At 63.9% G+C, this 24,489-nt stretch carries 15 protein-coding genes; 9 read left to right on the forward strand and 6 right to left on the reverse strand.

The annotated features are described in order from the left end of the window. Nucleotides 1-29: 29 nt before the first annotated feature. Nucleotides 30-563 carry a hypothetical protein gene (locus Q1L59_RS08025; RefSeq protein ID WP_300330550.1) on the reverse strand — a complete coding sequence of 178 codons (534 nt, stop codon included), beginning with the start codon at nt 561-563 and terminating at the stop codon, nt 30-32. Nucleotides 564-872: 309 nt separating this feature from the next. Here Q1L59_RS08025 and Q1L59_RS08030 point away from each other — a divergent pair, with 309 nt between their 5' ends. Further along, entirely contained in the window at nt 873-2,111 is a 1,239-nt protein-coding gene (locus Q1L59_RS08030; RefSeq protein ID WP_300330553.1) for a phospholipase D-like domain-containing protein, read from the forward strand. 190 nt (nt 2,112-2,301) lie between these two features. Next, nucleotides 2,302-4,596, forward strand: a complete 2,295-nt coding sequence (locus Q1L59_RS08035; RefSeq protein ID WP_300330556.1) for a TonB-dependent receptor — start codon at nt 2,302-2,304, stop codon at nt 4,594-4,596. Nucleotides 4,597-4,876: 280 nt separating this feature from the next. Here the strand turns inward: Q1L59_RS08035 and Q1L59_RS08040 are convergent, their stop codons facing one another. Together Q1L59_RS08040 and Q1L59_RS08045 are read right to left on the reverse strand one after the other, a co-directional pair. Further along, on the reverse strand, nt 4,877-7,144 hold the full coding sequence (locus Q1L59_RS08040; protein ID WP_300330559.1) for a nitric-oxide reductase large subunit: 2,268 nt from the start codon (nt 7,142-7,144) through the stop codon (nt 4,877-4,879). Between the two features lie 150 nt (nt 7,145-7,294). Further along, nucleotides 7,295-7,732, reverse strand: a complete 438-nt coding sequence (locus tag Q1L59_RS08045; RefSeq protein ID WP_300330562.1) for an Rrf2 family transcriptional regulator — start codon at nt 7,730-7,732, stop codon at nt 7,295-7,297. Nucleotides 7,733-7,975: 243 nt separating this feature from the next. Between Q1L59_RS08045 and Q1L59_RS08050 the strand changes: the two genes are divergently transcribed. The 3 genes from Q1L59_RS08050 to Q1L59_RS08060 all read left to right on the forward strand — a co-directional run bounded on the left by Q1L59_RS08050 (nt 7,976) and on the right by Q1L59_RS08060 (nt 11,523). Further along, nucleotides 7,976-9,436, forward strand: coding sequence for a potassium transporter TrkG (locus Q1L59_RS08050; RefSeq protein ID WP_300330565.1), 1,461 nt, complete (start codon nt 7,976-7,978; stop codon nt 9,434-9,436). A gap of 176 nt (nt 9,437-9,612) precedes the next feature. Then, a complete protein-coding gene (gene queC, locus Q1L59_RS08055) occupies nt 9,613-10,311 on the forward strand; it encodes a 7-cyano-7-deazaguanine synthase QueC (RefSeq protein WP_300330567.1) in 699 nt (232 codons plus the stop codon). Between the two features lie 105 nt (nt 10,312-10,416). After that, nucleotides 10,417-11,523, forward strand: a complete 1,107-nt coding sequence (locus Q1L59_RS08060) for a YeeE/YedE family protein (protein WP_366145638.1) — start codon at nt 10,417-10,419, stop codon at nt 11,521-11,523. A 42-nt stretch (nt 11,524-11,565) separates the two neighbouring features. On the opposite strand, the gene Q1L59_RS08065 is transcribed toward Q1L59_RS08060, so the two are convergent. Then, nucleotides 11,566-12,885, reverse strand: a complete 1,320-nt coding sequence (locus Q1L59_RS08065; protein WP_300330570.1) for a hemolysin family protein — start codon at nt 12,883-12,885, stop codon at nt 11,566-11,568. A 576-nt stretch (nt 12,886-13,461) separates the two neighbouring features. Between Q1L59_RS08065 and Q1L59_RS08070 the strand changes: the two genes are divergently transcribed. Continuing rightward, nucleotides 13,462-14,160: a transglycosylase SLT domain-containing protein gene (locus Q1L59_RS08070; RefSeq protein WP_300330610.1), complete on the forward strand. Its 699-nt coding sequence runs from the start codon at nt 13,462-13,464 to the stop codon at nt 14,158-14,160. Nucleotides 14,161-14,177: 17 nt separating this feature from the next. On the opposite strand, the gene plsB is transcribed toward Q1L59_RS08070, so the two are convergent. Both plsB and fusA read right to left on the reverse strand, forming a co-directional pair. Then, on the reverse strand, nt 14,178-16,649 hold the full coding sequence (gene plsB, locus Q1L59_RS08075; protein ID WP_300330613.1) for a glycerol-3-phosphate 1-O-acyltransferase PlsB: 2,472 nt from the start codon (nt 16,647-16,649) through the stop codon (nt 14,178-14,180). A gap of 34 nt (nt 16,650-16,683) precedes the next feature. Then, the gene (fusA, locus tag Q1L59_RS08080; RefSeq protein ID WP_300330616.1) at nt 16,684-18,732 is read right to left on the reverse strand and encodes an elongation factor G; all 2,049 of its coding nucleotides are present in this window, start codon (nt 18,730-18,732) and stop codon (nt 16,684-16,686) included. Nucleotides 18,733-19,056: 324 nt separating this feature from the next. Here fusA and Q1L59_RS08085 point away from each other — a divergent pair, with 324 nt between their 5' ends. The 3 genes from Q1L59_RS08085 (at nt 19,057) to Q1L59_RS08095 (ending at nt 24,487) form a co-directional block, all read left to right on the forward strand. Continuing rightward, entirely contained in the window at nt 19,057-21,345 is a 2,289-nt protein-coding gene (locus Q1L59_RS08085) for an NADP-dependent malic enzyme (protein WP_300330619.1), read from the forward strand. Between the two features lie 171 nt (nt 21,346-21,516). Then, nucleotides 21,517-23,232: a type IV-A pilus assembly ATPase PilB gene (pilB, locus tag Q1L59_RS08090; RefSeq protein WP_300330622.1), complete on the forward strand. Its 1,716-nt coding sequence runs from the start codon at nt 21,517-21,519 to the stop codon at nt 23,230-23,232. A gap of 13 nt (nt 23,233-23,245) precedes the next feature. Then, nucleotides 23,246-24,487 (forward strand): type II secretion system F family protein, encoded by a 1,242-nt coding sequence (locus Q1L59_RS08095; RefSeq protein ID WP_300330624.1) that lies wholly within the window; start codon nt 23,246-23,248, stop codon nt 24,485-24,487. Nucleotides 24,488-24,489: the final 2 nt, after the last annotated feature.

Below are 24,489 nucleotides of genomic sequence, written 5' to 3' on the forward strand. Positions count from 1 at the left end.
CGGGAGAAAGGCGAGAAGAGCCTTCGCTGTCAGAAGCGAATGGCGACAGGCGGTGGGTTGGGCTCTTCCGGCAGGTGTGAAGCGGGTTGCGCTTCACCGCGGACAACCAGGACCGACTGCCGCGGCCCACCGGTCGGAACTCGCGCCGACGCGGGCAGCACGCCGGCGCCCGCCAGGTGACAGATCGCGCAATGCTCGCACGCCGCTTCGCCGGCCGCGGTCGACGCGTCGTCGAGCTGCGCGTCGCTGGCAGCAGCCACAGCATCGGCCATGCAGTGCGCGCCAACCTGCGCGCCCGACGACGGCGCAGCCATCTGCCACGGCATGGCCAGCCCGGCCAGCGTTTGCAGCGGCAGCAAGAGGGCAAGCAGAAAGGCGATGAACTTGCGCAAGGGGGGCAAACGGAGAAGAAAGGAAAGGCAGGCGACGGAGTCTATGCCGCACACGGCGCGCCCGTCAAGGGCAAATTCTCTGCCAACCGGTTGAATCGGTTGCCACAACGGTCGCGCGGACAGGCGAGCGATGCAGCGCGAACGCGAGCCCGCTCTGGGTGTCTTGCTCATTAGCTCGCTGGCCAATGGTCGACAAGCTGCATCGTCGAACTCTGCCTTTTACCACTGGCAGCGCGCCCGCGCCCGGCCATCGCTCTGGGTGGCGCCGTCGAGCGCGACTTTCCCAGGCGCCGCCGCCGCCGACGGTTTCAGCCGGCGCGCTCCTCGCTTACAATCTGCAGGTGGTAGCACTCGCGCGCGGCGCGCCGGTTCTGCCGACACGACGCGCGTCGTAGCGTGGCGACGGCTGCGTCGCGTACGGCCGTCAGGTCAGGGCGAAGGCTTGCCTTCGCTCTGACGCGGCGAACCCAGGAACTCGTCATGCTGCAGAAGATCTCGCTCATCGTTCAACCAGGCGACAGCTTTTTCCCGATCGTGCGCGCCGTCGACCGGGCGGTGCGTACGATCAATCTGACCGTCTACCGGATGGATGACCCGATCATCCAACTCGCCCTGGTCGACGCTCGCCGGCGCGGCGTACGCATTCGCGTGCTGATCGCGAGCAGTGCGCGCGGCTGGGAAGAGACGAATCGCAAGCTTCTCAAGGACGCCAAGGAAGCCGGAATCGCCACCCGTGAACCCGCCGGCGACAGCAAGCGAGCGCGTTATCACTACAAGGTGATGACGGTGGATGCCGAGCAGGCGTTCGTCTTCACCTTCAATCCGACACGCGAGAACCTGCACTACACGCGCGACTTCGGCGTCGAAACACACGATCCGGCGATCGCCAGCGAGATCGACCGCCTCTTTGCGGCCGACTGGAACGACCGCAGCTTCACGCCGGACGAGGCGCTCCCCCTGCTGATCAGCCCGTTCAACAGCCGGCAAAGAATCCAGCAGTTGCTGGGCAGCGCACGCACCTCGATTCAGATTGCCGATGCCAAACTGACCGACCCGGCGATCGTGCGCCTGCTCGTCGACAAGGCGAAAGCTGGCGTTCAGGTTCGCGTTCTCGGCGACGAGGAGCACGGCAACATCTTGCCCGGGGAAATCGAATTCCGCGCGGTGCCACGCTACAAGCTGCACGCCAAGTGCGTGATCATCGACGGTGCAACGGCCGTCATCGGCAGCATGAACCTGCGCACCGAGAGTCTGGACCGGCGCCGCGAGCTATCGATCACGGTCGATGACCGCGAGGTCCTGCGTCGGTTGAGCGCGGTTTTTGCCAGCGACTGGGAGCACAAGACGCCGTCTTTCGACAGCACCGATACGCAACTGATCAGGCTGCCGAAGGATCTGCCAGTCTCGCCGGGGAGGGCCGCAAAAAGCGGGTTCGTGCTCGTCTCGCGGACCAACGCCCTCGCCCGCCATGAATTGCGCGAGGGCGTGACCAGCCTTGGCCGGGCGCCAGAAAACGATGTGGTGATCAGCGACGCGCCGGTGAGCCGACACCACGCGCTGATCACGCTCGACAAGGGGAGTTGCCGAATCACCGATCTCTACAGCGGCAACGGCACTTTCCTGAACGGCGAGCGGGTCCACGGAACCACCTGGCTGTGTGCCGGCGATGTGATCCGGATTGCCGAGAGCGAAGAGTTCCGCCTGCTCGAACTCCTCTAGCCCTTGCCGCTTCGCTTTGGTCACCGGCCGACCCCCGCCGGAATCGCCCGATCGGTCACGAGTACAGCATCTGCAGGCGCGGCTGTGCGACCCCATGTCACATTCCGGACGAGCGTCCAGCAACCTACCATCGGCGACTGATCAGCGCGGCAGCCATCCCGGCGGCCGCCGACTCACCCGAGGAGAGAAGATGTTGGATTTTCACCGGCCGCGCCGTGTGGCGCTGGCCGTTGCCCTTGCCTGTTCGGGAACGGCGAGTGCCGAAGCAGCCGAGCGAGGCGAGTCGGACGCCCCGATACTCGGCGAAATCGTCGTCAGCGACTCGAAGATCCAGTCTGTGCCGGCAGCGCTTTCGCTCACGCCCGCTCGCCTGCGCCAGATGCGCGCGGCGACGAGCGACACGGCCAGCCTGTTGCGCGACATCCCCGGCGTCGAACTGCAAGCGGGGGGTGGCGTTTCCAGTCTGCCGGTGATTCATGGTCTGGCCGATGATCGCCACCGCATCAAGCTCGACGGAATGGACTTGATCTCCACCTGCCCCAACCACATGAATCCGCCGCTGTCCTACATCGACCCGAGCCAGGTCGGCAGCCTGACCGTGCACAGCGCGCTGCCGCCGGTCAGCGCCGGTGGCGACAGTATCGGCAGCACGATCATCGTCAAGTCGCGGCCGCCACGCTTTGCCGCCGCGCGCGACGTTCTGCTCAACACCGGCGAGTTCGGCGCCTACTATCGCTCGAACGGCGGTGCCTTCGGCGGCAATCTTGCCGCGACGCTGGCCAGCGACCAACTGAGTGTCGGCTACCAAGCGGCCTACGCCGAGTCCGACAACTACCGCGCGGGACAAGCGTTCAAGACGACGCGCGAAACGGGGCGCGCCGGCCACCGGCTGGCGCTCGACGAAGTCGGATCGAGCGCGTACCGGACCGCCAGCCAGGCGCTCGGCCTGGCCCTGCGCCACGAGAACCACCTGATCGACCTCAAGTTCGGCTGGCAGAACGTTCCCGAGCAGCTTTACCCGAACCAGCGCATGGACATGACCGACAACCGTCAGCAGCGGGCAAACCTGCAGTACCAAGGGCAGTTTGCCTGGGGAAGCCTGGAAGCACGGGCCTACCGCGAAAGCGTCCGGCACAAGATGGATTTCGGCACCGACAAGAGGTTCTGGTATGGCACAGCCACTGGCGGCCCGACCGCTGCCTTCGCCACGCCGTGTTCGCCGATTGGCGTCAACTGTGCAGCCGGCATGCCGATGGAAAGCGAGAGCAGCAACCTCGGCGCCTCAGTGCACGCCGCGATCGATCTGAGCCCGCAGGATCTGCTGCGCGTCGGCGTCGATCAGCAACGCTACCGTCTCGATGACGGGTGGCCACCGTCCGGGGCTGGCATGTGGCCGGGGACGTTCTGGAACATCAACAACGGCCAGCGCGATCGCCTGGGCGCCTTCGCCGAATGGGAAGGACGCTTGAATGCGCGCTGGACGACGCTTCTCGGCGTACGCTACGAACGCGTTCGCATGGACGCGGACATGGTGCAAGGCTACAGCACGGCCAGCGGCGCGACGGGCAATCAGTATGCCGACGCCAACGCCTTCAACGCGCGCAAGCATGCGCGGACCGACCACAACTGGGAGATGACGGCGCTTGCCCGGCATGTGCCGAATCGCGCTGTCGACCTCGAGTTCGGCTTCGCACACAAGGTGCGCTCACCCAATCTTTACGAGCGCTATACGTGGTCGACCTGGTCGATGGCGGCGGTGATGAACAACTTCGCTGGCGACGGCAACGGCTACCTCGGGAATCTCGATCTGAAACCCGAAAAGGCCTGGACGCTGAGCGCTACGCTCGACTGGCACGCCGACGATCGAAGCTGGGCGTTGACAGCGACGCCGTATTACACCCGGGTGAGCGATTACATCGACGCGCTGCGCTGCACCAGCGGCGCATCATGCACACCGGCCAATGCGACAAGCAGCAACAGTTTCGTCGTCCTGCAGTATGCCAACCAGGCGGCGCGCCTGGTCGGCGTCGACCTCTCCGGACACGCTCCGCTCGCCGCAACAGCACTTGGCAGCTTCGCCGTCAAGGGCAAGCTCGGCTATACCAACGGCAGGAACCGCGACACCGGCGATTCCCTGTACAACATCATGCCGCTCAACGCCCGACTCAGTCTGACGCATACCCTGGGCGGCTGGGACAATGCCGTTGAGCTTGTGATGGTAAAACGAAAGGACAAGGTGGCGGACGCGCGCAATGAAATCCAGACGCCGGGCTACAGCCTGATGAATCTGCGCGCCAGCCACACCTGGAAGGACGTGCGCGTCGATTTCGGCATCGACAACGTGTTCGACAAATTCCATGTCCAGCCGCTTGGCGGTGCATACCTTGGTCAGGGGACCACCATGAGCATCAACGCCGTCCCCTGGGGGATCGGGCTTCCCGGTATGGGGCGCTCGCTGTACGCCGGATTCAGCGTCAAGCTGTGATACCGTCGCGCGCCGCGCGCGGGCTGGTCGAGCGGGGCAGGAAAGCGGTATGTGTATGTTCGCCGAATGGACGCGTCGCCTGCCTCTGACCAGGTCGTCAATCTCCGCTGGCGGAAGCTCGACCATACCCTCTCAGGCAAATCGGTCAATGTGAAAGAAAACTCCAGGCTGAACGGGTCGGGACAGCGCTGAAAGGTGCCCGGCACAGGGCCGGGCCAAGAGATAAAGGTCTAAGCAACGATTGCCTGCAGCCGATTGCGCGTCGGCCAGGCCGTATGGCTCAGGCGATCTGGCGCACGCCGCCGGCAACCGGCGCTGCCTTGCGCGCACCAAGCAGCTTGCAGGCAAACAGCGCGAGGAACAGCGTGCCGAACGCGAAGACGATGTCACCCGGCACGCGTGCCCAGACGAAGCCCTCCATCAGCGTGCCATGCACGAACTCGGGCGAACGGGCGAACCAGACGCCGTGCGTGATGCTGGCCCATGCTTGGCCGATGCCGGCGGGCACCAGCGACATGAAGACCATCATCGCCAGACCGATGTTCAGCGACCAGAACGTTCCGGCGAGCAGCCGATCGGACCATGCGGCACGCGGGAAGAGACCACGCAGGCAGAAGAGCATGAGGCCGATGCCGAGCATGCCGTACACCCCGAACAGCGCCGCGTGACCGTGCGCTGCGGTCATATTCATGCCCTGCATGTAGTACAGCGCGATCGGCGTGTTGATCGAGAAACCGAGCAGGCCTGCTCCGACCACGTTCCAGAAGCCGACCGCGATGAAGCAAAGAATCGGCCACTTGTAGGCAGCCACCCATTCGGCCGCCTGCGAACGCTGGTAGTTGCGCCACGCCTCGACGCCGATCATCGCCAGCGGCACCACTTCCAGCGCGGAGAACATTGCCCCGATAGCGATCACCGAGGTCGGTGTGCCGGTGAAGTAGAGATGGTGCAGCGTGCCGAGGATGCCGCCAAACAGGAAGACGATGGTCTCGGCAACGATGGCGGTGTTGGCGGCGGCAGCGCGAACCAGGCCAAGACGGGTGAACAGGAGTGCGATGACGGCGGTGGCGAACACTTCGAAAAAGCCTTCGACCCAGAGGTGCACCAGCCACCAGCGCCAGTACTCGATCATCGAGTAGTGCGTTTGGCGGCCCCAAGCCAGCGAGGTCGCGTAGAAGCCGCCGATGCACAGCGCGGAGAGGAAGACCATGGCGATCAGACCGCGCGATTCCGAAGGTGTCTTCAGCGCCGGCCACAAGCCACGAGCGAGCAGCGCCACCCAGATGAGCAGGCCGACGAAGAGCAGGATCTGCCAGACGCGGCCCATGCTGGTGAACTCGAGGCCCTGGTTGCCGATCCAGAAAGCGAATTCGTTGCCCGGGTTGTGCAGGCTGCCGACCCAGCCGGTGGCGGTGGATCCGGCGACGATGAAGAGCAGCGCGTAGAACAGCAGGTTCACGCCAAGCTTCTGATACTTCGGCTCATGGCCGGAGATCGCCGGCGCAATGTAGAGGCCGGTGGCAAGCCAGGCGGTGGCGATCCAGAGCACGGCAAACTGCGTGTGGATGGTGCGGCTGACCGTGAAGGGCAGAATCTCGCCGATCGGGATGCCGAACAGCGCGGTGCCTTCGACCGCGTAGTGCGCGGTGAGCACACCCATGCCGACCTGCGCCAGGATCAGCGCAATCACCACGAAGAAGTACTTCCGCGTCGCCAGCATCGACGGCGTCGGCTTCAGGCTGAACAGCGGGTCGGTCATCGGCGGCAGCGGGTCGCTTTGCTCATGACGCGAATGGAAGAAGATCATGCCAGCGATGGCGCCGATCATCAGGATGACGCTGGCGACCGACCAGATGCCGGTGCCGGCGGTCGGCGTGTTGCCGACCAGCGGCTCGTGCGGCCAGTTGCTGGTGTAGGAAAGCCCGCTCTCGCCCGGGCGATCGGTGGTCGCCGACCAGGCGCTCCAGAAGAAGAAGGCGGACAGCGCCTCGCGGTCTTCGGCGAGCTTGAGCACCCCCGGCAACATCGCGTACTGCTCGCGCAGAGCGGCCAGCGAAGCTTCGTCACCGAAGAGGTCGACGTAGTGCTGCGCGACCTGCTGCACGGCCTCGGCGCGTTCGGCGGACAGCGTGACGACGTTCGTAGCCGCGTCGTGCGTGTTGCGGCGCATCTCGCTCTTCAGCTCGGCGTCGAGTGCCGCCTGCTGGCCGGCCTGCAGGTGGGCGTAGCCGGTGCCGTGCTGTTGCTGCGCACGGATCTCGCGCAGCGCGATCGCCTCGCGATGCAGCCAATCGGCCGACCAGTCCGGCGCCAGGTAGGAGCCGTGGCCCCAGACCGAGCCGAACTGCTGGCCCCCGGCGGCAAGCCAGGCCTCCTGGCCGCGCTGGACGCTGCCTTCGGCGAAGAGGACTTCGCCCTTCGAGTTGACGACGGCCTTGGGAATCGGCGGGGCACTGACGTAGATCTCGTTCCCGACCCAGCCAAGCGCGGCGAAGGAGAGGACAAAGATCACCGCCAGCCAGGTCCAGAGCTTGCGTGTGGTGTGCATGGCGTTTCCTTTCGTGGTTGATGAACAGCATAAGAAGAGTTTTCTATGCATCTTTTAGGAGGGATATTATTCGAAGCCCTTAAAAGCTGCAACTTCTATGCATCTTTTGCGGCAAGCTGCCGCAATGGGGTCATCCGGAATGCCGGTGGATCAGGCGACAGGGAAGAAGGTGAGGATGCTGCGCTCGCTCCTGCCGACGAGATCGGCCAGCGTCATCTCGTCGAGCACCTTGAGGAAGGCGGCCAGCGCCCTGGAAAGGCCGACTTTCAGCTTGCAGCCGGGATCGAGAATGCACTGACAGCCCTCGGCAGCGAAACACTCGACGAGATCCATGCACGGTTCCATCTGGCGCACCACCTCGCCAACGACGATCTGACGCGGCGGACGGGCAAGGCGCAGGCCACCGCCCTTGCCGCGCAAGCCCTCGACGAAGCCGGCCCGGATCAGCGCGTTGACCACTTTCATCAGATGGTTTCGTGAGACAGCGAAGCGATCGGAGATCTCCTGGATGGTAACCAGTCGGTCCGTGTTGCTGCCGAGATAGATCAGGGCGCGCAGGGCGAAATCGGTGTGCTGGGTGATATACATGAAAGTCCGCGCGTGTGCTGTGCCGGCCTATCGTACCGAGACGCCGCGGCCATTACCAGCAGAGGATGTGTCGAAGATGTTCGCAGCATGATGCCGACCAACCCCACGCCACCGCTGTCCACGCCAGCGGCAGTGGCGCAGGACGCCGAGCCCGGCGCGCAGCATTGCCCAGGCAGCGGCTCCTGGTGCATCATTGCGCGTCCCCTTCCGCGTCGTCGCTTGCCTCAATCGCGAGAGTTACCGATGCTGCAACGTTTCGCTCCGCTTCTCTTCCTTCTCGGCATTCTGGTCATGGGTTTTGGCGGACTGATGCTGGTCCCGCTGACGCTGTCGTGGGTGATCGACGATGGAGCGCACAGCGCTTACGACGAAGCCGTCCTGATCACCGTGCTCACCGGTGCCTTGCTCGCGCAACTGGGCCGCCGTCACCGCCGCGAACTGCGCGTGCGCGACAGTTTTCTCCTCGTCGTCCTGGTATGGTCGCTCTTGCCCGCCTTCGCCGCCTTGCCTCTTTATTTTCAGATCAAGGATCTATCCTGGACCGATGCCTATTTCGAGGCGGTGTCGGGGCTCACTGCCACCGGCGCCACGGTACTTTCCGGACTTGATCACCTGCCACTATCGATCAACTTCTGGCGTACCTTCCTGCACTGGATCGGCGGCCTCGGCGTCGTCGTCCTCGCCGTCGCCATCCTGCCGCTGCTCGGCTTTGGTGGACGAAGCATGCTCAAGGCGGAGACTCCGGGTCCGATGAAGGATTCGAAGATCACCCCGCGGCTTGCGGAAACCGCCAAAGGGCTGTGGGTGGTGTACGTGCTGCTCACGCTGGCGTGCACCTTGGCTTTGCAGCAAGTCGGCATGGAGACCTGGGATGCGCTCCTGCACGCTTTCTCGATCATGGGGCTCGGCGGTTTTTCCACCAAGGACGCCAGTCTCGGACACTTCAACAGTCTCGAAATCGAGCTGGTCGTGGTCTTCTTCGCCCTGCTCGCCGGAATCAACTTCAGCACGCATTTCCTCGTCCTGTCGCAGCGCTCGCTACGCGCCTACCGCTTCGACGTCGAAGCGCACTATTTCCTCGGTTTCCTGGCGATCAGCAGCGTTGCGCTGGCGGTCTACCTGTGGCCCGAGGCCATCTACGACGATTTCCTGAGCACCTTGCGCTACGTCGCCTTTCACTCGGTCTCGCTGGCGACTTCCTTGGGCTTTGCGACCACCGACTACGCGCAATGGCCGATTTTCGCGCAGTTGTGGCTGCTTTTTCTTGGCAGCTTCGTTGCCTGCTCCGGGTCGGCGGGCGGCGGCATCAAGATGATGCGCGCGGTCATCCTCTACAAGCAGGTGTCGCGCGAACTGATGCGCGCCATGCATCCGCGCGGCCTGCAGACCGTCCGCTTTGGCACCGCGGTCGTCCCCGACCATGTGCTGCACGCCATCCTCGGTTTTCTCTTCATCTACGTGGTCAGCATCGTTTCGCTCACATTTCTCCTGATCGCCACCAAGCTCGACGTGATTACCGCTTTTTCGGCGGTGGTTGCCTGCCTGAACAACACCGGCCCGGGACTCAACCTGGTCGGCCCGGCAACCACCTACGCCGTCCTCAGCGACTTCCAGACCTGGGTATGCTCGTGGGCCATGCTGCTTGGCCGCCTGGAGATCTTCACCCTGCTGGTCGTTCTCATGCCCGCCTTCTGGCGGCGCTGAACGCCCCGCTGGCAGAGGTGTCGCGAAGCGCGGCGCAGTTGCGTGATGCTCAGCGCCCCTCTTGTGGCGCTGAGCAAGGTCGAGCAGTGCGAGGCTGAACATGAGCATGCAGGCGATCGCCCGCGGCTGACCCGGCATGCTGGTCGAGCGGGCCGGGAAAGCGGTATATTCTCCGAATGGACACATCGCCCGCCCCTTCTCGCCCACCTGCCATCGTCCTCCTCTCCGGCGGACTTGATTCGGCGACGACGCTCGCGCTCGCACGTGCGCAGGGCTTTGCCTGCTATTGTCTGTCGGTCGACTACGGTCAGCGCCATCGCGCCGAACTGCAGGCGGCAGCGGCGCTGGCGACGGCGCTGGGCGCAGTCGAGCAGCGTGTCTTGCGCCTGCCGCTGAGCGAATTTGGCGCCTCGGCGCTGACCGACGAAACCATCGCCGTGCCCGTCGATCAGGCAACGGCCGGAATTCCGATCACCTACGTGCCGGCGCGCAATACGCTGCTGCTCGCACTGGCGCTTGCCTGGGCCGAGGTGCTCGGCAGCCGTGACGTCTTCGTCGGCGTCAATGCGGTCGATTATTCGGGCTATCCCGATTGCCGGCCGGCGTACATCGCCGCCTTTGAACAGATGGCCAATCTCGCTACGCGAGCTGCCGTCGAAGGCGCCAGGCTGCGCATTCACGCGCCGCTGATCGACTTGAGCAAAGCAGAGATCATCCAGCGCGGAATGGCGCTTGGCGTAGACTTCGCGCTCACCGTCTCGTGCTATCAGGCCGACGCGGCGGGTGGTGCCTGTGGCAGGTGCGACTCTTGCCGACTGCGCCGTGCGGGTTTTGCCGCCGCCGGCGTACCCGACCCGACACGCTATGCGGACTGAGCCGCGACGCGAAAGACTACGCGGTCGAGCCGGGGGAAGCGCGATGAGGCGGCGCTGCTCCGGTGCACCAGGTTCTTGCGCGCCTCGCGCTTGATCCCGGCGACTGTGATCGACACTATCGCCCTGCCCGAGCGCATTCTCTGGCTCGCCTTTGGCCTCGGTAGCGTGTTTGGCGCCGTCGCCCAGCACAGCCGCTTCTGCCCGATGGGAGCGATCGCCGACATCGTCAACATGCGCGACTGGCGGCGCATGCGCATGTGGCTGCTCGCCATCGCCGTTGCCGTTCTTGGTAGCGCGGCGCTGCACTCGAGCGGCCGGATTGATCTCGCCAGATCGATCTACCGCAGCGCCGGTTTCCCCTGGCTGGCGCACGTCATCGGGGGCGCCACGTTCGGTTTCGGCATGGTTCTCGCATCGGGCTGTGCGGCACGCACACTGGTCCGCATCGGCGGCGGCAGCCTCAAGGCGATGGTCGTCTTGCTGATCGTCGGCCTGTTCGCCGAAATGACGATGCGCGGCGCGCTGGCCGGCTTGCGCCTCGATCTCAGCGAGCGCGGGTCGGCAGCGTTTGCCGCCGGCCACGACCTGCCGGCTCTGCTCATCGCTCTGGGCCTGCCCGCGGACCTCGCGCTGACCGGCTGCGCCTTGGCGATCGGCAGCGCGTTGCTCGCTTTCGTCTTCCTGCCGCGCCAGCGCCTGGCGCCGGGCAGCGCGCTGGCCGGACTGTGCATCGGTCTGAGCGTCGTTGGCGGCTGGTACGTCAGCGGTGCGCTGGGCTACCTCGCCGAAGATCCGGAAACCTTGCAGGAGGCTTTTGTCGCGACCAACAGCGGGCGCATGGAATCGCTCAGTTTCGTTGCTCCCCAGGCGTACCTGCTCGAACTGCTGATGCTTTGGTCGGACAGCAACCGTCACCTGAGCTTCGCCGTCGCCAGCCTGCTCGGCGTGCTCGCCGGCAGCTTGCTGAGCGCCGTCGGCAGCGGCAGCTTCCGCTGGGAAGGCTTCCGCGATCTTGAAGACACGGCCAACCACATCGTTGGCGCTGCTTTAATGGGCTTTGGCGGCGTGCTTGGCCTGGGGTGCACGATAGGCCAGGGGATCAGCGGCGTGTCGACGCTGGCACTGGGTTCGTTCGTCACGCTGGCAGCGATCGTCGGCGGTGCTCTGCTCGCGCTGTATTACCAGGATCGGCGGGCGCAGTCGGCGGCGTGAATTCGGTCTGACAGCGAGAACTGGCAGCGAGAACTGGCAGCCTCAAGCACCAGCGCGAGTTGACCCGCCGGGCACACCGCTGCGACGCGCGATCAGCACCTTGTCAACCCGGTTCTTGTCCATGTCGACGACCTCGAAGCGCAGGCCAGCGTGCTCGAAGTGGTCCGAGGCCAGCGGAATCCGGCCGAGCACGTACATGACGAAGCCACCCAAGGTGTGGAAGCTGTTTTCCGCTTCGCCCGGCAAGTCGCCATGGACGGACAGGACGCTCTTCAGGCGTTCGATCGTCGTGCTGCCATCAACCAGCCACGAGCCGTCCTCACGCATGACGACGTCCTGTTCCTCGGGCAAGTCCGAGGTCGGCAGGTCGCCGACGATCGCACTCAGCACATCGGAAAGCGTCACCAGTCCGAGCAGGTCGCCATACTCGTCAACCAACAGGACACACTGCTGGCGGGCGCGCCGGAAGGTCTCCAGCAGGTGCGTCGTCGTCACGCTGGCCGGCATGTAAAACGTTGGTTTAATGAAAGGCTCGATGTCCAGCGGTGCGCCGAGCAAAGCCGGTCCGAGCAGATCGCTGGTGCGCAGCAGGCCGACGATCTGCTCGAGGCCACCGCGGCAGACGACGATGCGCCGGTATGGGCTGTCGACCAGACGTTGGCGGAGCACCTCGTCACCGTCGTCCAGGTCGACCAGGTAGATGTCCTTGCGGTGGGTCATGATCGAACTGACCTGCTGATCGTCCAGCCGCAGTACGTTCGAAACGATTGCCCGCTCGCTGGCGTGAAAGACGCCAGCATCGGCGCCCTGTCCCATCAGCACGTCGATCTCCTCGTCGGTCACCGGTGGCTGCGCCACCCTTCGTGCGCCGAGCAGCCCGAGCAGCAGGCTGGACGACGACGAGAGAAGCCAGACGACCGGCCGGGCGAATCGGGCGAGCAATTCCATCGGCCGGGCAACGAACGCAGCGATCCGCTCAGGAGCGAGCAGGCCCAGGTGCTTGGGCACGAGTTCGCCGATGACGACCGAGAAGTAGGTGACGGTGACGACCACCAGGGTCATCGACAAGCCTTCTGCGTAAGGCGCAAGCCCAGGCGACCTGGCGAGGAAGTCCGCCAGGGGAAGCGCCAACGTGGCCTCGCCGATGGCGCCGCTGAGGATGCCGACGCTGGTAATTCCAACCTGTATCGTCGACAGGAAGGTCGAAGGTTCGTGGTGCAACGCGAGCGCCGAGCGGGCGCCGGCGTGGCCATCGTCGGCCAGTTTCTGCAAGCGCGGTGCGCGCGCCGAAACGACCGCAATTTCAGACATGGCGAGCACGCCGTTGAGGACGATCAGCAAGCCGAGCAAGACTAGCTCCATTGGACGTGCTCCGCGCGGCTGGCGCCATCATCCGGTGCTCGGGAGTGTCGAGTGGCCTTCCGGCGGTCACCGACACGCGCGCGGCCAGCTTGTGGAGACGGGAACACGCCTGCTTGGGGCTGGCTGGAAGGGGCTTGAAGTCGCATACGGGTGTCCGGACTGACGAGTTGAGCGAGGATGAAGCAGCGCCATTATAGGAAGCGGCCAGCAAAAATGCGCGCCTTGCTGTTCTCAATCAATCAACAGCATGGGGCGAAATGGTGAACGAAGTTCTTCGCTTTTTTCCGGGTGCCGGCGACGCCTTTGCGCCGAGGAAATCGGCCCGGTTTTCCGGGCTATTCCGAAACGGCTTGACGAAATCCAGCAGAATCAATACACTGCAATCCGTCCTGCAGTTTGCAGACCAAACGCAGCCAATCGGCTGCCTTCTTGCCGCTCTGTTGGCGGGCTTTCTGACCGCTCAGAGTACTGGCCTCAGGGAAAGTGTTCCCCACGCGTTCGAGGCTTTGCACCCGCCTGTAACCGCCCATCGTCAAGCCGGTTTTTTGGCCTGGCGACCAAAGTGAAGGAGAGAGCATGTCCGTAGCGATTTCGCTCAGAAGTACCACGGCGCGCCGTTCTGACGCCACCTTGAGTTTCATTCAGCACAGCTTGCTCGTCGTTGGACTGATGAGCCTGCTGGGCACCGTCAAGCCAATGCTTGACGACCGCACACAGGCCGTCCCTGACGACGGACTGTTCATGGAAGCACCGGTCGTTACCGATGGTCCGGCGAACGAGGTCGCACGTGCGCCTGGACCGCCGGTCGAGGCGCTGTCACCGCGGCTGCAGCGCGCGCTCGACTTTGTCTCGCGGCGCTACCGAGTCGCTCCCGAAGCGCTGATTCCGGTCTTTGAAGCGGCCCAGAAGGTTGGTCGCGAGCGGCGCATCGATCCGCTGTTGATCATTGCCATCATCGGGATCGAATCGCGTTTCAATCCGTTCGCCGAGAGCGCCGTGGGCGCCAAGGGCCTGATGCAGGTCATCCCGGGCTACCACCTGGACAAAATCCCGAAGGGCGCCGGCGAACAGCCGTTCCTCGATCCGGTGACCAACATTCAAGTCGGCGTGCACGTGCTGGAGGAAGCGATCCGCTGGCGCGGCAGCCTGATTGCCGGTTTGCAGCACTACGGCGGTGCGGCGGAAGACCCGGAAACCGAGTACGCGAACAAGGTTCTTGCGGAGAAGCAGCGGCTCGAACAGGCAGTCAGACGAGGACCCGGCGGACGCGCCTGAACCTCGCCGAATGCGCGCTAGCCGCCGGTCACGTCGGCGCCGGCCATCCGGCGGATTGCCTGGCGCGCGTCGGCCGAGAGGACGAGTTCGGAATGGGCGAGTGGCGTCAGCAGTCGCTCGTCGAAGTGCAGCATGCCGCCTTCGTCCTCACGCAGGAACTCGGCTTCGACAAGATTCCTGATGAACGCCGAGAACGTCGCCTTCTCCGGGAAGTCGGCCGCGTTGAACTGATCGAGCAACGACAGGCGGCGCGCCAGCAGATGGCATTGATCTTCCAGCGCCTGGCGCGACAACTTGCCCGGACCGTGTCGTTCGAGCAGAGCCAGCGTGAGGAAATGGCGTTCGAGTAGCGGGCGGATCGTCTCGCCAAGCAGGCGCAGCTCAGCCGACTCCTGGCTGATCGGGTCGGCCGCCGCAAGCCGACCGGAGACCTGCGAACGGCGCAGCAGACCCCGCGCCAGGAGGACACCCACAATGGCCTCGCTCGCCGCCGGCAGTTCGTCGTCGGTCCAGCGCAGGAAGAGTTCTGCCCGCATCAGCGTGCAGATGCCAGCGACCGCCTGGATGACCCGCTGCGTGTCGAGACGCCGGTTGTGACTCAACAGACACGCGATCACCGCCGGCAGCGCAAACAGGTGGAGAACGTTGTTGCGGAAATACGCGAGCAAAGGCGCCTGCCCTTCACGGACGCGAATCAGCGGGCCGAAAGGATCGCTCAGCCGTTCAACCAACGTCAGGCGCTCGGCGTAGTCGACGATCTGCGCGCCATTGAGCGGGCAGGAGATTGTCGTTGGCGCGTAGGGCGCTGCGCTGACCAGCCCGCGATAGTGCTCGAGCAGACGCAACAAGCCGTGTTCGTCGGCCGTATGCCGGGGCGTCGCAAGCAGGGCAAGAGCGATCAGGTTCACCGGATTGAGCACGGCAGCGTCATTGATCCGCCTGGCCAGTTCGGCGGCTGCGCTGCGTGTGATGCTGCGTGCCCATGCCGCCTGTTCATCGACCGCCTGCGTGCGCCAATCGGCGCGCCGCGCATCGAGAAAGTCGGCCAGCGCCAGGGGCTGCCCAAAGTTCACATGGACTTTCCCGAAAACGCGTTTCAATTCGCGGACGCTGCGCAAGAGGCCGAGCAGCGATTCGCGCTGCTTGGGCTGGCCGGCCAGCTCGCCGACGTAGGCCTTGCCCTCGATGATCTTCTCGTAGCCGACATAGACGGGAACGAAGACAAGCGGTCGCGCATGCTGCCGAATGAAGCTCAGCACGGTCATCCCGAGAATGCCCGCCTTGGGGGTCAGCATTCGCCCGCTGCGGCTTCGTCCCCCCTCGATGAAATACTCGATCGAGAAGCCGCGCGCCAGCATCAGGTGCAGATACTCATGAAAGACTGCCGCGTACAAGGCTTCGCCCTTCAGGCTGCGGCGAAGAAAGAACGCGCCGCCCCGGCGCAGCAGAGAACCGACGATCGGCAGGTTGAGATTGGCTCCCGCGGCAATGTGCGGAGGCGTCAGTCCCTGGCGGTGAATGATGTACGAAAGCAGCAGGTAATCGATGTGGCTGCGATGGCACGGAACATAAACGATCTCGTGGCCGGGAGCGATGCGCGTCACCGTGGCGAAGTTGTGCAACTCGATTCCGTCGTACAGGCGCGTCCACAACCAGGTGAGAAACAACTCGAGCGCACGCACGACACCATACGAGTAATCCGAAGCAATCTCGAGCGCAAAACCGCGCGCGCGACTCTGCGCCTCGGCAAGCGGGATGCCGTGCAAGGCAGCTTCGTCGGCCATCGCCGCGCGTACGCGCTCGCCAGCGAGGACCGCGTTGACCTGCGTATGACGGTGCGAGAGGTCGGGACCGATCGCCATCTGGCGCTGTCGGCGGAAATGCACGCGCAAGACGCGTGACAGCTTGCGCAGCGCAGCTTCCTGATCGAGTCCTTCGGCCAGAAAGCCGCGCAGCGAAATGGGTGCGTTGAAGCGCACGAGAACGTTGCGCCCATGCAGCAGGATGGCCAGCAGTTGGCGCCACGGACCAGGCCGCCGCCAGGTCTCCGAAAACAGCGCTTTGAGAATCGACTCCTGCTTGTCCGGGCTGCGCCCCCAAAGGATGACCACTGGAACCAGCTGTACGTCGAACTGCGCGTCGTCGAGCGCGTGCGCAATCAGCCGGATGAGCAAGGGAGAATGGCTGCTGGCGCCTCTGCCGGCATGCCGCCGACGGTCGCGGTTGAGAAAAAAGAAGGACCGCGGCAGACGCTCCCGGCCGGCGATGATCGGCGCTTCGGCGAGCGGCAGGGCGGCCCGCCTGGTCTCCTCTCCGAGCACCAGCAGGCTGGACAGGTGACGGTCCTGCAGGACGTAGCAGACCGGCTTCGCCGGGTCCAGAGCAAGCTCTTCCAGCCTGGCCGGAAAGACCGCAGTGCGTACCCAGACGTAGAGCACGCGGCGGGCGAAACGAAGCAACCAGCCGGACAGCTTGCCAGCGTCCGCCACGCGTATGCTTCTCCCGCCTTGCTGCCGGATGTCGCTATTCTTCCTCGACCACCTTGTGCTGCGCCGCGAGCTGCTGCTGCGTTGCCGGCGGAACCTGCGCGTAGTGTGAGAAAGCGATGCTGTACGAGCCTTGTCCGCCGGTCAGCGACTTCAGACGCGACTGGTAGCCCTCGAGTTCAGCCAGCGGCACTTGGCCGGTGATTGCCATGACCCCGGGGCCACGCGGCTGCGTGCCGGTCAGGTGTCCGCGTTTGCTCGACAGGTCTCCGGTCACATCACCGGTCAAGGCGTCCGGAGCCAGGATCTCGATGTCGACGATCGGTTCGAGGATGATCGGCTTGGCCGCCCGTATGGCTTCGGCGGTCGCTTTCTTGGCCGCGGTAAAGAAGGCGATGTCCTTGCCGTCGACCGGGTGTGACTTGCCGTCGTACACGGTGACGCGCAGATCCTCGACTGGGAAGCCGGCGACCACCCCGTCAGCCAGCGCCTGCCGCACGCCCTTTTCGACTGCCGCCATGAAGACGCCAGGAATGACCCCGCCCTTGACGATGTCGACGAATTCAAAACCGGCGCCGCGTTCGAGCGCTTCGACGCGCAGCATGACCTCGCCGAACTGCCCGGCGCCGCCACTCTGTTTCTTATGCCGGCAGTGCCCTTCGGCAGCTCCGGTGATCGCTTCGCGATAGGCAATCTGCGGCGGCTTGGTATCGAGCTCCAGCTTGTACTGCTGCGCCAGACGACCCAACTTGGCGCGCAGGTGCATTTCACCAATGCCACGGATCACCGTTTCGTTGGTTGCCGCATGCCGTTCGATCCTGAAGCACGGGTCTTCGACTTCGAGCTTGCGCAGGATTTCGACCAGCCGCTGCTCGTCGGACTTCTTGCGCGCCTGCACGGCAAGACCCTGCATCGGCTGCGGAAAATCGAGCGGCTGCAGATGGATATGATCCTCCTCGTGCGAATCGTGCAGCACACAGTCGAACTCGATTTCCTCGACCTTGGCAATCGCGCCGAGGTCACCCGGAACCAGTGCCTCGACCTCGATATACTCCTTGCCCTGCACGCGATAGGCGTGCCCAACCTTGAACGGCCGCTTGCCGTCGCCGACGAAGAGCTGCGAATCCTTGCGAATCGTTCCCTGATGCACCCGGAAGATTCCCACCTTGCCGATGAAGGGGTCGCTGACGACCTTGAAAACGTGCGCCAGGACGTGCTTGTTCGCGTCTGGTTCGGACTGGAAAGCGACTGCCGCTCCGCCCGGCTCGCCGCGATAGAAGGGCGGCGGGTTCCCTTCGCTCGGGTTGGGCGCCAGCCTGGCGATGACATCGAGCAACTGCGGAATGCCGGCGCCGGTCTTTGCCGAGACAAAAAGAATCGGCACCAGGTGTCCGGCGCGCAAGGCACGCTCGAAAGGCAGGTGCAGGTCTTCGGGACTCGGATCGACGCCGTCCTCGAGATACTTGGCCAGCAGGTCCTCGTCCTCCTCGACGATCTGATCGATCAGTGCGCGGTGCGCCGCGGCAACTGACTCGAAATCGCTCTCGCCATCATCGTGGCCAAGCAGTTCGACGACCTCGCTGGCGTGCTTGGCGGGCAAGTCAAGGAGCATGCATTCGCGCCCGAAGCGTTCCCGAATCGTCGCCACCAGTGCGGGAAGATTGACGTTCTCGGCGTCGATCTTGTTGATCACGATCATTCGACAGACGCCGCGCGCCGCCGCCAGCCGCATCATGCGCTCACTCGACAGTTCAATCCCGTTTTGTGCATTGATCACGACCAGTGCCGTGTCCACCGCCGCCAGCGCACCGATTGCCTGCCCGGCAAAATCGGGAAAGCCGGGAGTGTCGATCAGGTGAACCTGCACGCCTTGCCAGTTGAAGCCTACCAGCGCGGAGTTCAGCGAGTGGCCGAACTCCTTTTCCTGCGCATCGAAATCGCAGACGGTATTGCCCTTTTCGATCGTCCCGCGGCTGTTGATGGCGCCGGCAGCGGCGAGCAGGCTCTCGGCAAGCGTCGTCTTGCCCGCTGCGCCGTGCCCGACGAGCGCGACAGTGCGTAGGTTACTGGTGGCGGTCTGGCCCATTCATCATCTCCCATTCGTGTCGAAAGCACGCCGCAGCCGCAGGATTCGCCCTCTGGCATGGACGGTCGCGCGTGCGCCGAGCATTTTACCCCGCCGACGAAAGGAGTGCTTATCGCCGTCGTGCGGCCCGATCAGGCCTCGCCGTGGCGGCTGCGCGCCACGCGCTGACGCACGCTTGCTGCACTGACGACAGATTCTTGCGGAAAATGCGCCGGCCAACGCGCGCTTCATGCACATTTCTGGCGATTCTGTTTGGCGAAAATGCATCCAGTCGGCTAAAGTGGCGACCTCTCAAACGCCTCGAACATCGCACCAGGAGGAAAAATGGAAAAACCTGCGCACCAGGCCGATCTGCGCGACGCCGCACTCGAATACCACCGTCATCCGACGCCGGGCAAGATCTCGGTTCAGCCGACGAAAGGTTTGAGCAATCAGATAGACCTTGCGCTCGCCTATTCCCCGGGTGTCGCCTATGCCTGCCACGCCATTGCCGACGATCCGGCTGCGGCCAGCCTCTACAGTTCACGAGCCAATCTGGTCGGCGTGATCACCAACGGTACGGCCGTCCTCGGCCTCGGCAACATCGGTCCGCTGGCCGCGAAGCCGGTGATGGAAGGCAAGGGCTGTCTGTTCAAGAAGTTTGCCGGGATCGACGTGTTCGATATCGAACTGGCGGAAAGCGACCCCGACCGCCTGATCGACATGATTGCGGCGATGGAGCCGACACTCGGCGGGATCAACCTGGAAGACATCAAGGCGCCAGAATGCTTCTACATCGAGGCAAGACTGAAGGAGCGGATGTCGATCCCGGTCTTCCATGACGATCAGCACGGCACAGCGATCATCTCGGCTGCAGCGATCCTGAATGCACTCGAGATCGTTGGCAAGAAGATGGATGAAGTCAAGGTCGTCTGCTCGGGCGCCGGGGCAGCCGCCATCTCCTGCCTCAATCTGTGGTGCGCCCTCGGCGTTCGACGCGAGAACATCACCGTCTGTGACTCGAAAGGCGTCGTCTACCTCGGGCGCGAGCTAGACATGGAGCCGACCAAGGCAGCCTATGCGCGCGACACCGACGCCCGCACGCTGGCCGATGCGCTCGCCGGCGCAGACGTCTTTCTCGGGCTGTCGACGGCCGGGATTCTTGATCCACAGATCCTGCTGACGATGGCCAGTCAGCCGATCGTCTTCGCACTGGCCAATCCAACGCCCGAAATCATGCCCGAACAGGCGCGCGAGGTGCGCCCTGACGTCATCATGGCTACCGGTCGTTCGGACTACGCCAACCAGGTCAACAATGTGCTCTGTTTCCCGTTCATCTTCCGCGGTGCGCTCGACGTCGGCGCGACGAGCATCAATGAGCAGATGAAAATGGCCTGCGTCCTGGCGCTGGCTGCAATGGCGAAGGAAGAAGTCAGCGACGAAGTGGCCATGGCCTATCCCGGGCAGGAGCTGTCGTTCGGGCCCGAATACCTGATCCCGAAGCCCTTCGATCCGCGCCTGATCACGACGATTGCGCCGGCCGTGGCGCAGGCAGCGATGGCCTCGGGCGTGGCCACGCGACCGATCACCAACCTGGCCGCCTACCGCGATAAGCTGCGCGATTTCGTCTACCGCACCGGAGTCGGCATGCGCGCCGTCTTTTCGGCCGCCAAGCGCGGCCGCAAGACGCGCATCGTTTACCCTGACGGCGAAGACGAGCGGACGCTGCGCGCCGCGCAGACGATTCTCGACGAGGGCTTGACCCGCCCGATCCTGATCGGCCGGCCGGATGTCATTGCAGCGCGGCTGCAACGGATCGGCTCGAAGCTGCGTGTCGGTTCGCACCTCGAAGTGGTCGATCCAAACAGCGATGCGCGCTACAAGGAATGCTGGACCGCGTATCACCAGTTGCGCAAGCGACAAGGGGTGACGATCGACATCGCAAAGATGCGCCTGCGCAATGACAATACGATCATCGGCGCCGTGCTGCTCCGCCTGGGCTACGCAGACGGCATGATCTGTGGTCTGAATGGGCGCTTTGCCCATCACTTGCGGCAAGTCGACGAAATCATCGGCAAAGCGCCCGGGCGCAGCATCATGGCGGCGATGACGCACGTCCTCCTGCCCGGTCGCGCGCTCTTCCTCTGCGACACGCACGTCAATGAAGAACCGGATGCCGCGCAGTTGGCCGAAATTGCCATCATGGCGGCCGCTGCGGTGCGCCGTTTCAAGATCAGGCCGAAGCTGGCGATGCTCTCGCATTCGAACTTTGGCTCGTCGCAAAGCGCGACAGCCCGCCGCGTCGCCGAGGCGGTCGCGATCATTCGCGCACAAGCACCGGATCTCGAAGTCGACGGCGAAATGCACGGCGAAAGCGCGCTCAGCGAAACCATTCGCCAACAGTCCGATCCCGAGTCGCCGCTCACTGGCGAGGCGAACGTCCTGGTGATGCCCAATCTGGATGCGGCCAACATCTCGTACAACCTGCTCAAGATGACCGGCGGCGACGGCATGTCGGTCGGCCCGATCCTGCTCGGCGCCGCCCGCCCGGTGCATGTCCTGGCGCCGACCTCCAGCGTTCGTCGAGTGGTTGATATGACCGCATTGGTCGTCGTGGACGCTGCGCTCAAGTAAGCCGCTGCGGCTGGCGAGCTTCACTAGGAGGCGCCAGACGGCTGCCAGCGTTGTTCCGCCAACGACGCTGCTTTACAAACCCGCGCAAGCCATGCATCATCGGCCCGGCAAGTTCAGCGCAGCCGGGAACCGATCGTTTTCAGCGTCTTGCGCGGTCCCCTTTTTCGAGAAATGGCAGCCAACCCACAATCAGTGCCGCTCAGCGGCCTCGCTCGCGCGCTCGTTCAGGCGGAACGGCTCAAGGAAGCCGAGGCCGAGGCCATGCTTGCGCAGGCAGCCGCGACAAGAACATCGCTGATCGAACAGATCGTCCTCGCCAAGAAGGCCACCTTCCTCGAGGTCGCCCGCTTTGCCGCCGACAAGTTCGGCTATCCGCTACTCGATCTGGCCGCCTTCGACGACGCCCTGATCCAGCGCAACGCCATCGACCGCAAGCTGATCGCTTCGCACCGCGTCGTACCGCTGCACAAGCGCGGCAACCGTCTGGCAATCGCGATCGCCGATCCGACCAACCTGCGCGCGCTCGATGAGGTTCGCTTTCAGACCGGACTGGCGGTCGATCCGGTCGTCGTCGAAGACAACAAGCTGTCGCCGCTCGTCGCCAAGCTCTCGGAGTCGGTCGAGGAAACGCTCAAGAGCCTGAGCAACGACGACATCAATCTCGAGTTCACCGACGAACAGAGCCAGGACAAGACCGACGAAGCCTCCAGCATGGAGGTTGACGACGCGCCAGTGGTTCGCTTCATCCAGAAGATGCTACTCGATGCGATTAACGAGGGTGCGTCGGACATCCACTTCGAACCTTACGAGAAGAGCTACCGGATCCGTTTCCGCAGCGACGGAATCCTGCGTGAGGTCGCCTCGCCACCGCTCGTCATCAAGGACAAGATTGCCTCGCGCATCAAGGTCATCTCGCGCCTGAACATCGCCGAGAAGCGGGTTCCACAGGATGGCCGGATGCGCCTGGTGCTTTCTAAGAGCAGGTCGATCGACTTTCGCGTCAGTACCTTGCCGACGATGTACGGCGAGAAGATCGTCCTGCGGATTCTCGACCCGGGCAGCGCGACCCTGGGCATCGACGCGCTGGGCTACGAACCCGCCCAGAAGGCGACGTTGCTCGACGCCATCCACCGGCCCTACGGAATGATCCTGGTGACCGGACCCACCGGATCGGGAAAGACCGTCTCGCTCTATACCTGCCTGAACATACTCAACCAACCGGGAGTGAACATTGCCACGGCGGAAGACCCAGCCGAAATTCCGCTGCCGGGAATCAACCAGGTGAACGTCGACGACCGGGCTGGCCTGACCTTTCCGATCGCGCTCAAGGCGTTTCTTCGCCAGGACCCGGACATCATCATGGTCGGCGAGATTCGCGACATCGAAACGGCCGAAATAGCGATCAAGGCGGCACAGACCGGCCACCTGGTTCTGTCAACGCTGCACACGAACGATGCACCAGCGACCCTCACCCGCCTGATGAACATGGGGATACCGACGTTCAACCTCGCCTCGAGCATCCTCCTGATCACGGCACAAAGGCTGGTTCGTCGTCTGTGCACCTGCCGCAAGCCGATCGAAGCCCCGGTACAGACGCTGCTCAATGCCGGTTTTACCGAGGCTGATCTCGACGGAAGCTGGGTTCTCTATGGCCCGGGCGAGTGCGAGCGCTGCAAGGGTAGCGGCTACAAGGGACGTGTCGGGCTCTACGAGGTGATGCCGGTGACTGAGGCCATCCAGCGGATTATCATGGCCAACGGAACCGAACTGGACATCGCCATCCAGGCGAGGAAGGAAGGCGTCAACGACCTGCGTCGCTCCGGACTGCTCAAGGTCATGCAGGGGCTCACCTCGCTCGACGAGGTTCTCGGCAGCACCAACGCTTGAAGAAGAGGGAACAATGGCGACCGCAGCAAAACCCACCAGCAAGAACCCGCCCGAGGTCAAGCAGTTTGTTTTTCTTTGGGAAGGGAAGAACAAGGCCGGCAAGATCGTGCGCGGCGAACAACGGGCCACCAGCGAAACCGTCGTGCAGGCGACGCTAAGACGTCAGGGCATCCTGGTCAACAAGATCTCGAAGCAGCGCTTCCGCGGTGGAAACAAAATCTCCGAGAAGGACATCACGCTGTTTACGCGACAGTTGGCGACGATGATGAAGGCCGGTGTCCCTTTGCTGCAGACCTTCGAAATCGTCGGCCGCGGCCACGAGAACCCAGCGGTCGGCAAGTTGTTGCTCGACATCAAGGCGGATGTTGAGACGGGTAGTTCGCTCTCCCAGGCGTTCCGCAAGTATCCCCTGCATTTCGACCCCTTGTACTGCAACCTGGTCGCCGCTGGCGAACAGGCCGGCATCCTCGAGACGCTGCTCGACCGGCTCGCCACCTACAAGGAAAAGATGCTCGGGATCAAGGCCAAGATCAAGGGAGCGCTGTTTTATCCGGTGTCGATCATCATCGTCGCCTTCGTCATCACCGCGGTGATCATGACTTTGGTCATCCCCGCCTTCAAGGAGGTTTTCAAGAGCTTCGGCGCCGACTTGCCGACCCCGACGATGGTTGTGATTGGCATGTCGGATTTCGTCGTTGAGTATGGGTGGGTCCTGGCCATCGGTATCGTCGGAGCGATCTATGGCTTCATCTATACCTGGAAAAGGTCGGAGGCAATGCAGATCGCCTTCGACCGCCTGTTCCTGCGCTTGCCGGTATTTGGCGACATCATCCGAAAAGCCGTGATCGCCCGCTGGACACGGACATTGGCGACCATGTTCGCCGCCGGCGTACCGCTCGTCGAGTCGCTCGAGTCGGTCGGCGGGGCGGCCGGAAACTACGTCTATAAGGCCGCCAGCAAGCAGATTCAGAGCGAGGTCAATACCGGAACCAGCCTGACCTCGTCGATGCAGAATACCGCCCTCTTCCCTAACATGGTGACACAGATGGTCGCCATCGGCGAGGAATCCGGCGCGCTCGATTCGATGCTCGGGAAAGTGGCTGATTTCTTCGAGGCCGAGGTGGACGATGCGGTGGCAGCGCTCTCCAGCCTGATGGAACCGATGATCATGGTCGTCCTCGGTGTGCTCATCGGCGGCATGGTGATCGCCATGTATCTGCCGATTTTCAAGCTGGGGGCGGTCGTCGGCGGATAATG

It is taken from the genome of Accumulibacter sp. (genome assembly GCF_029255125.1).
Lineage (GTDB): Bacteria > Pseudomonadota > Gammaproteobacteria > Burkholderiales > Rhodocyclaceae > Accumulibacter.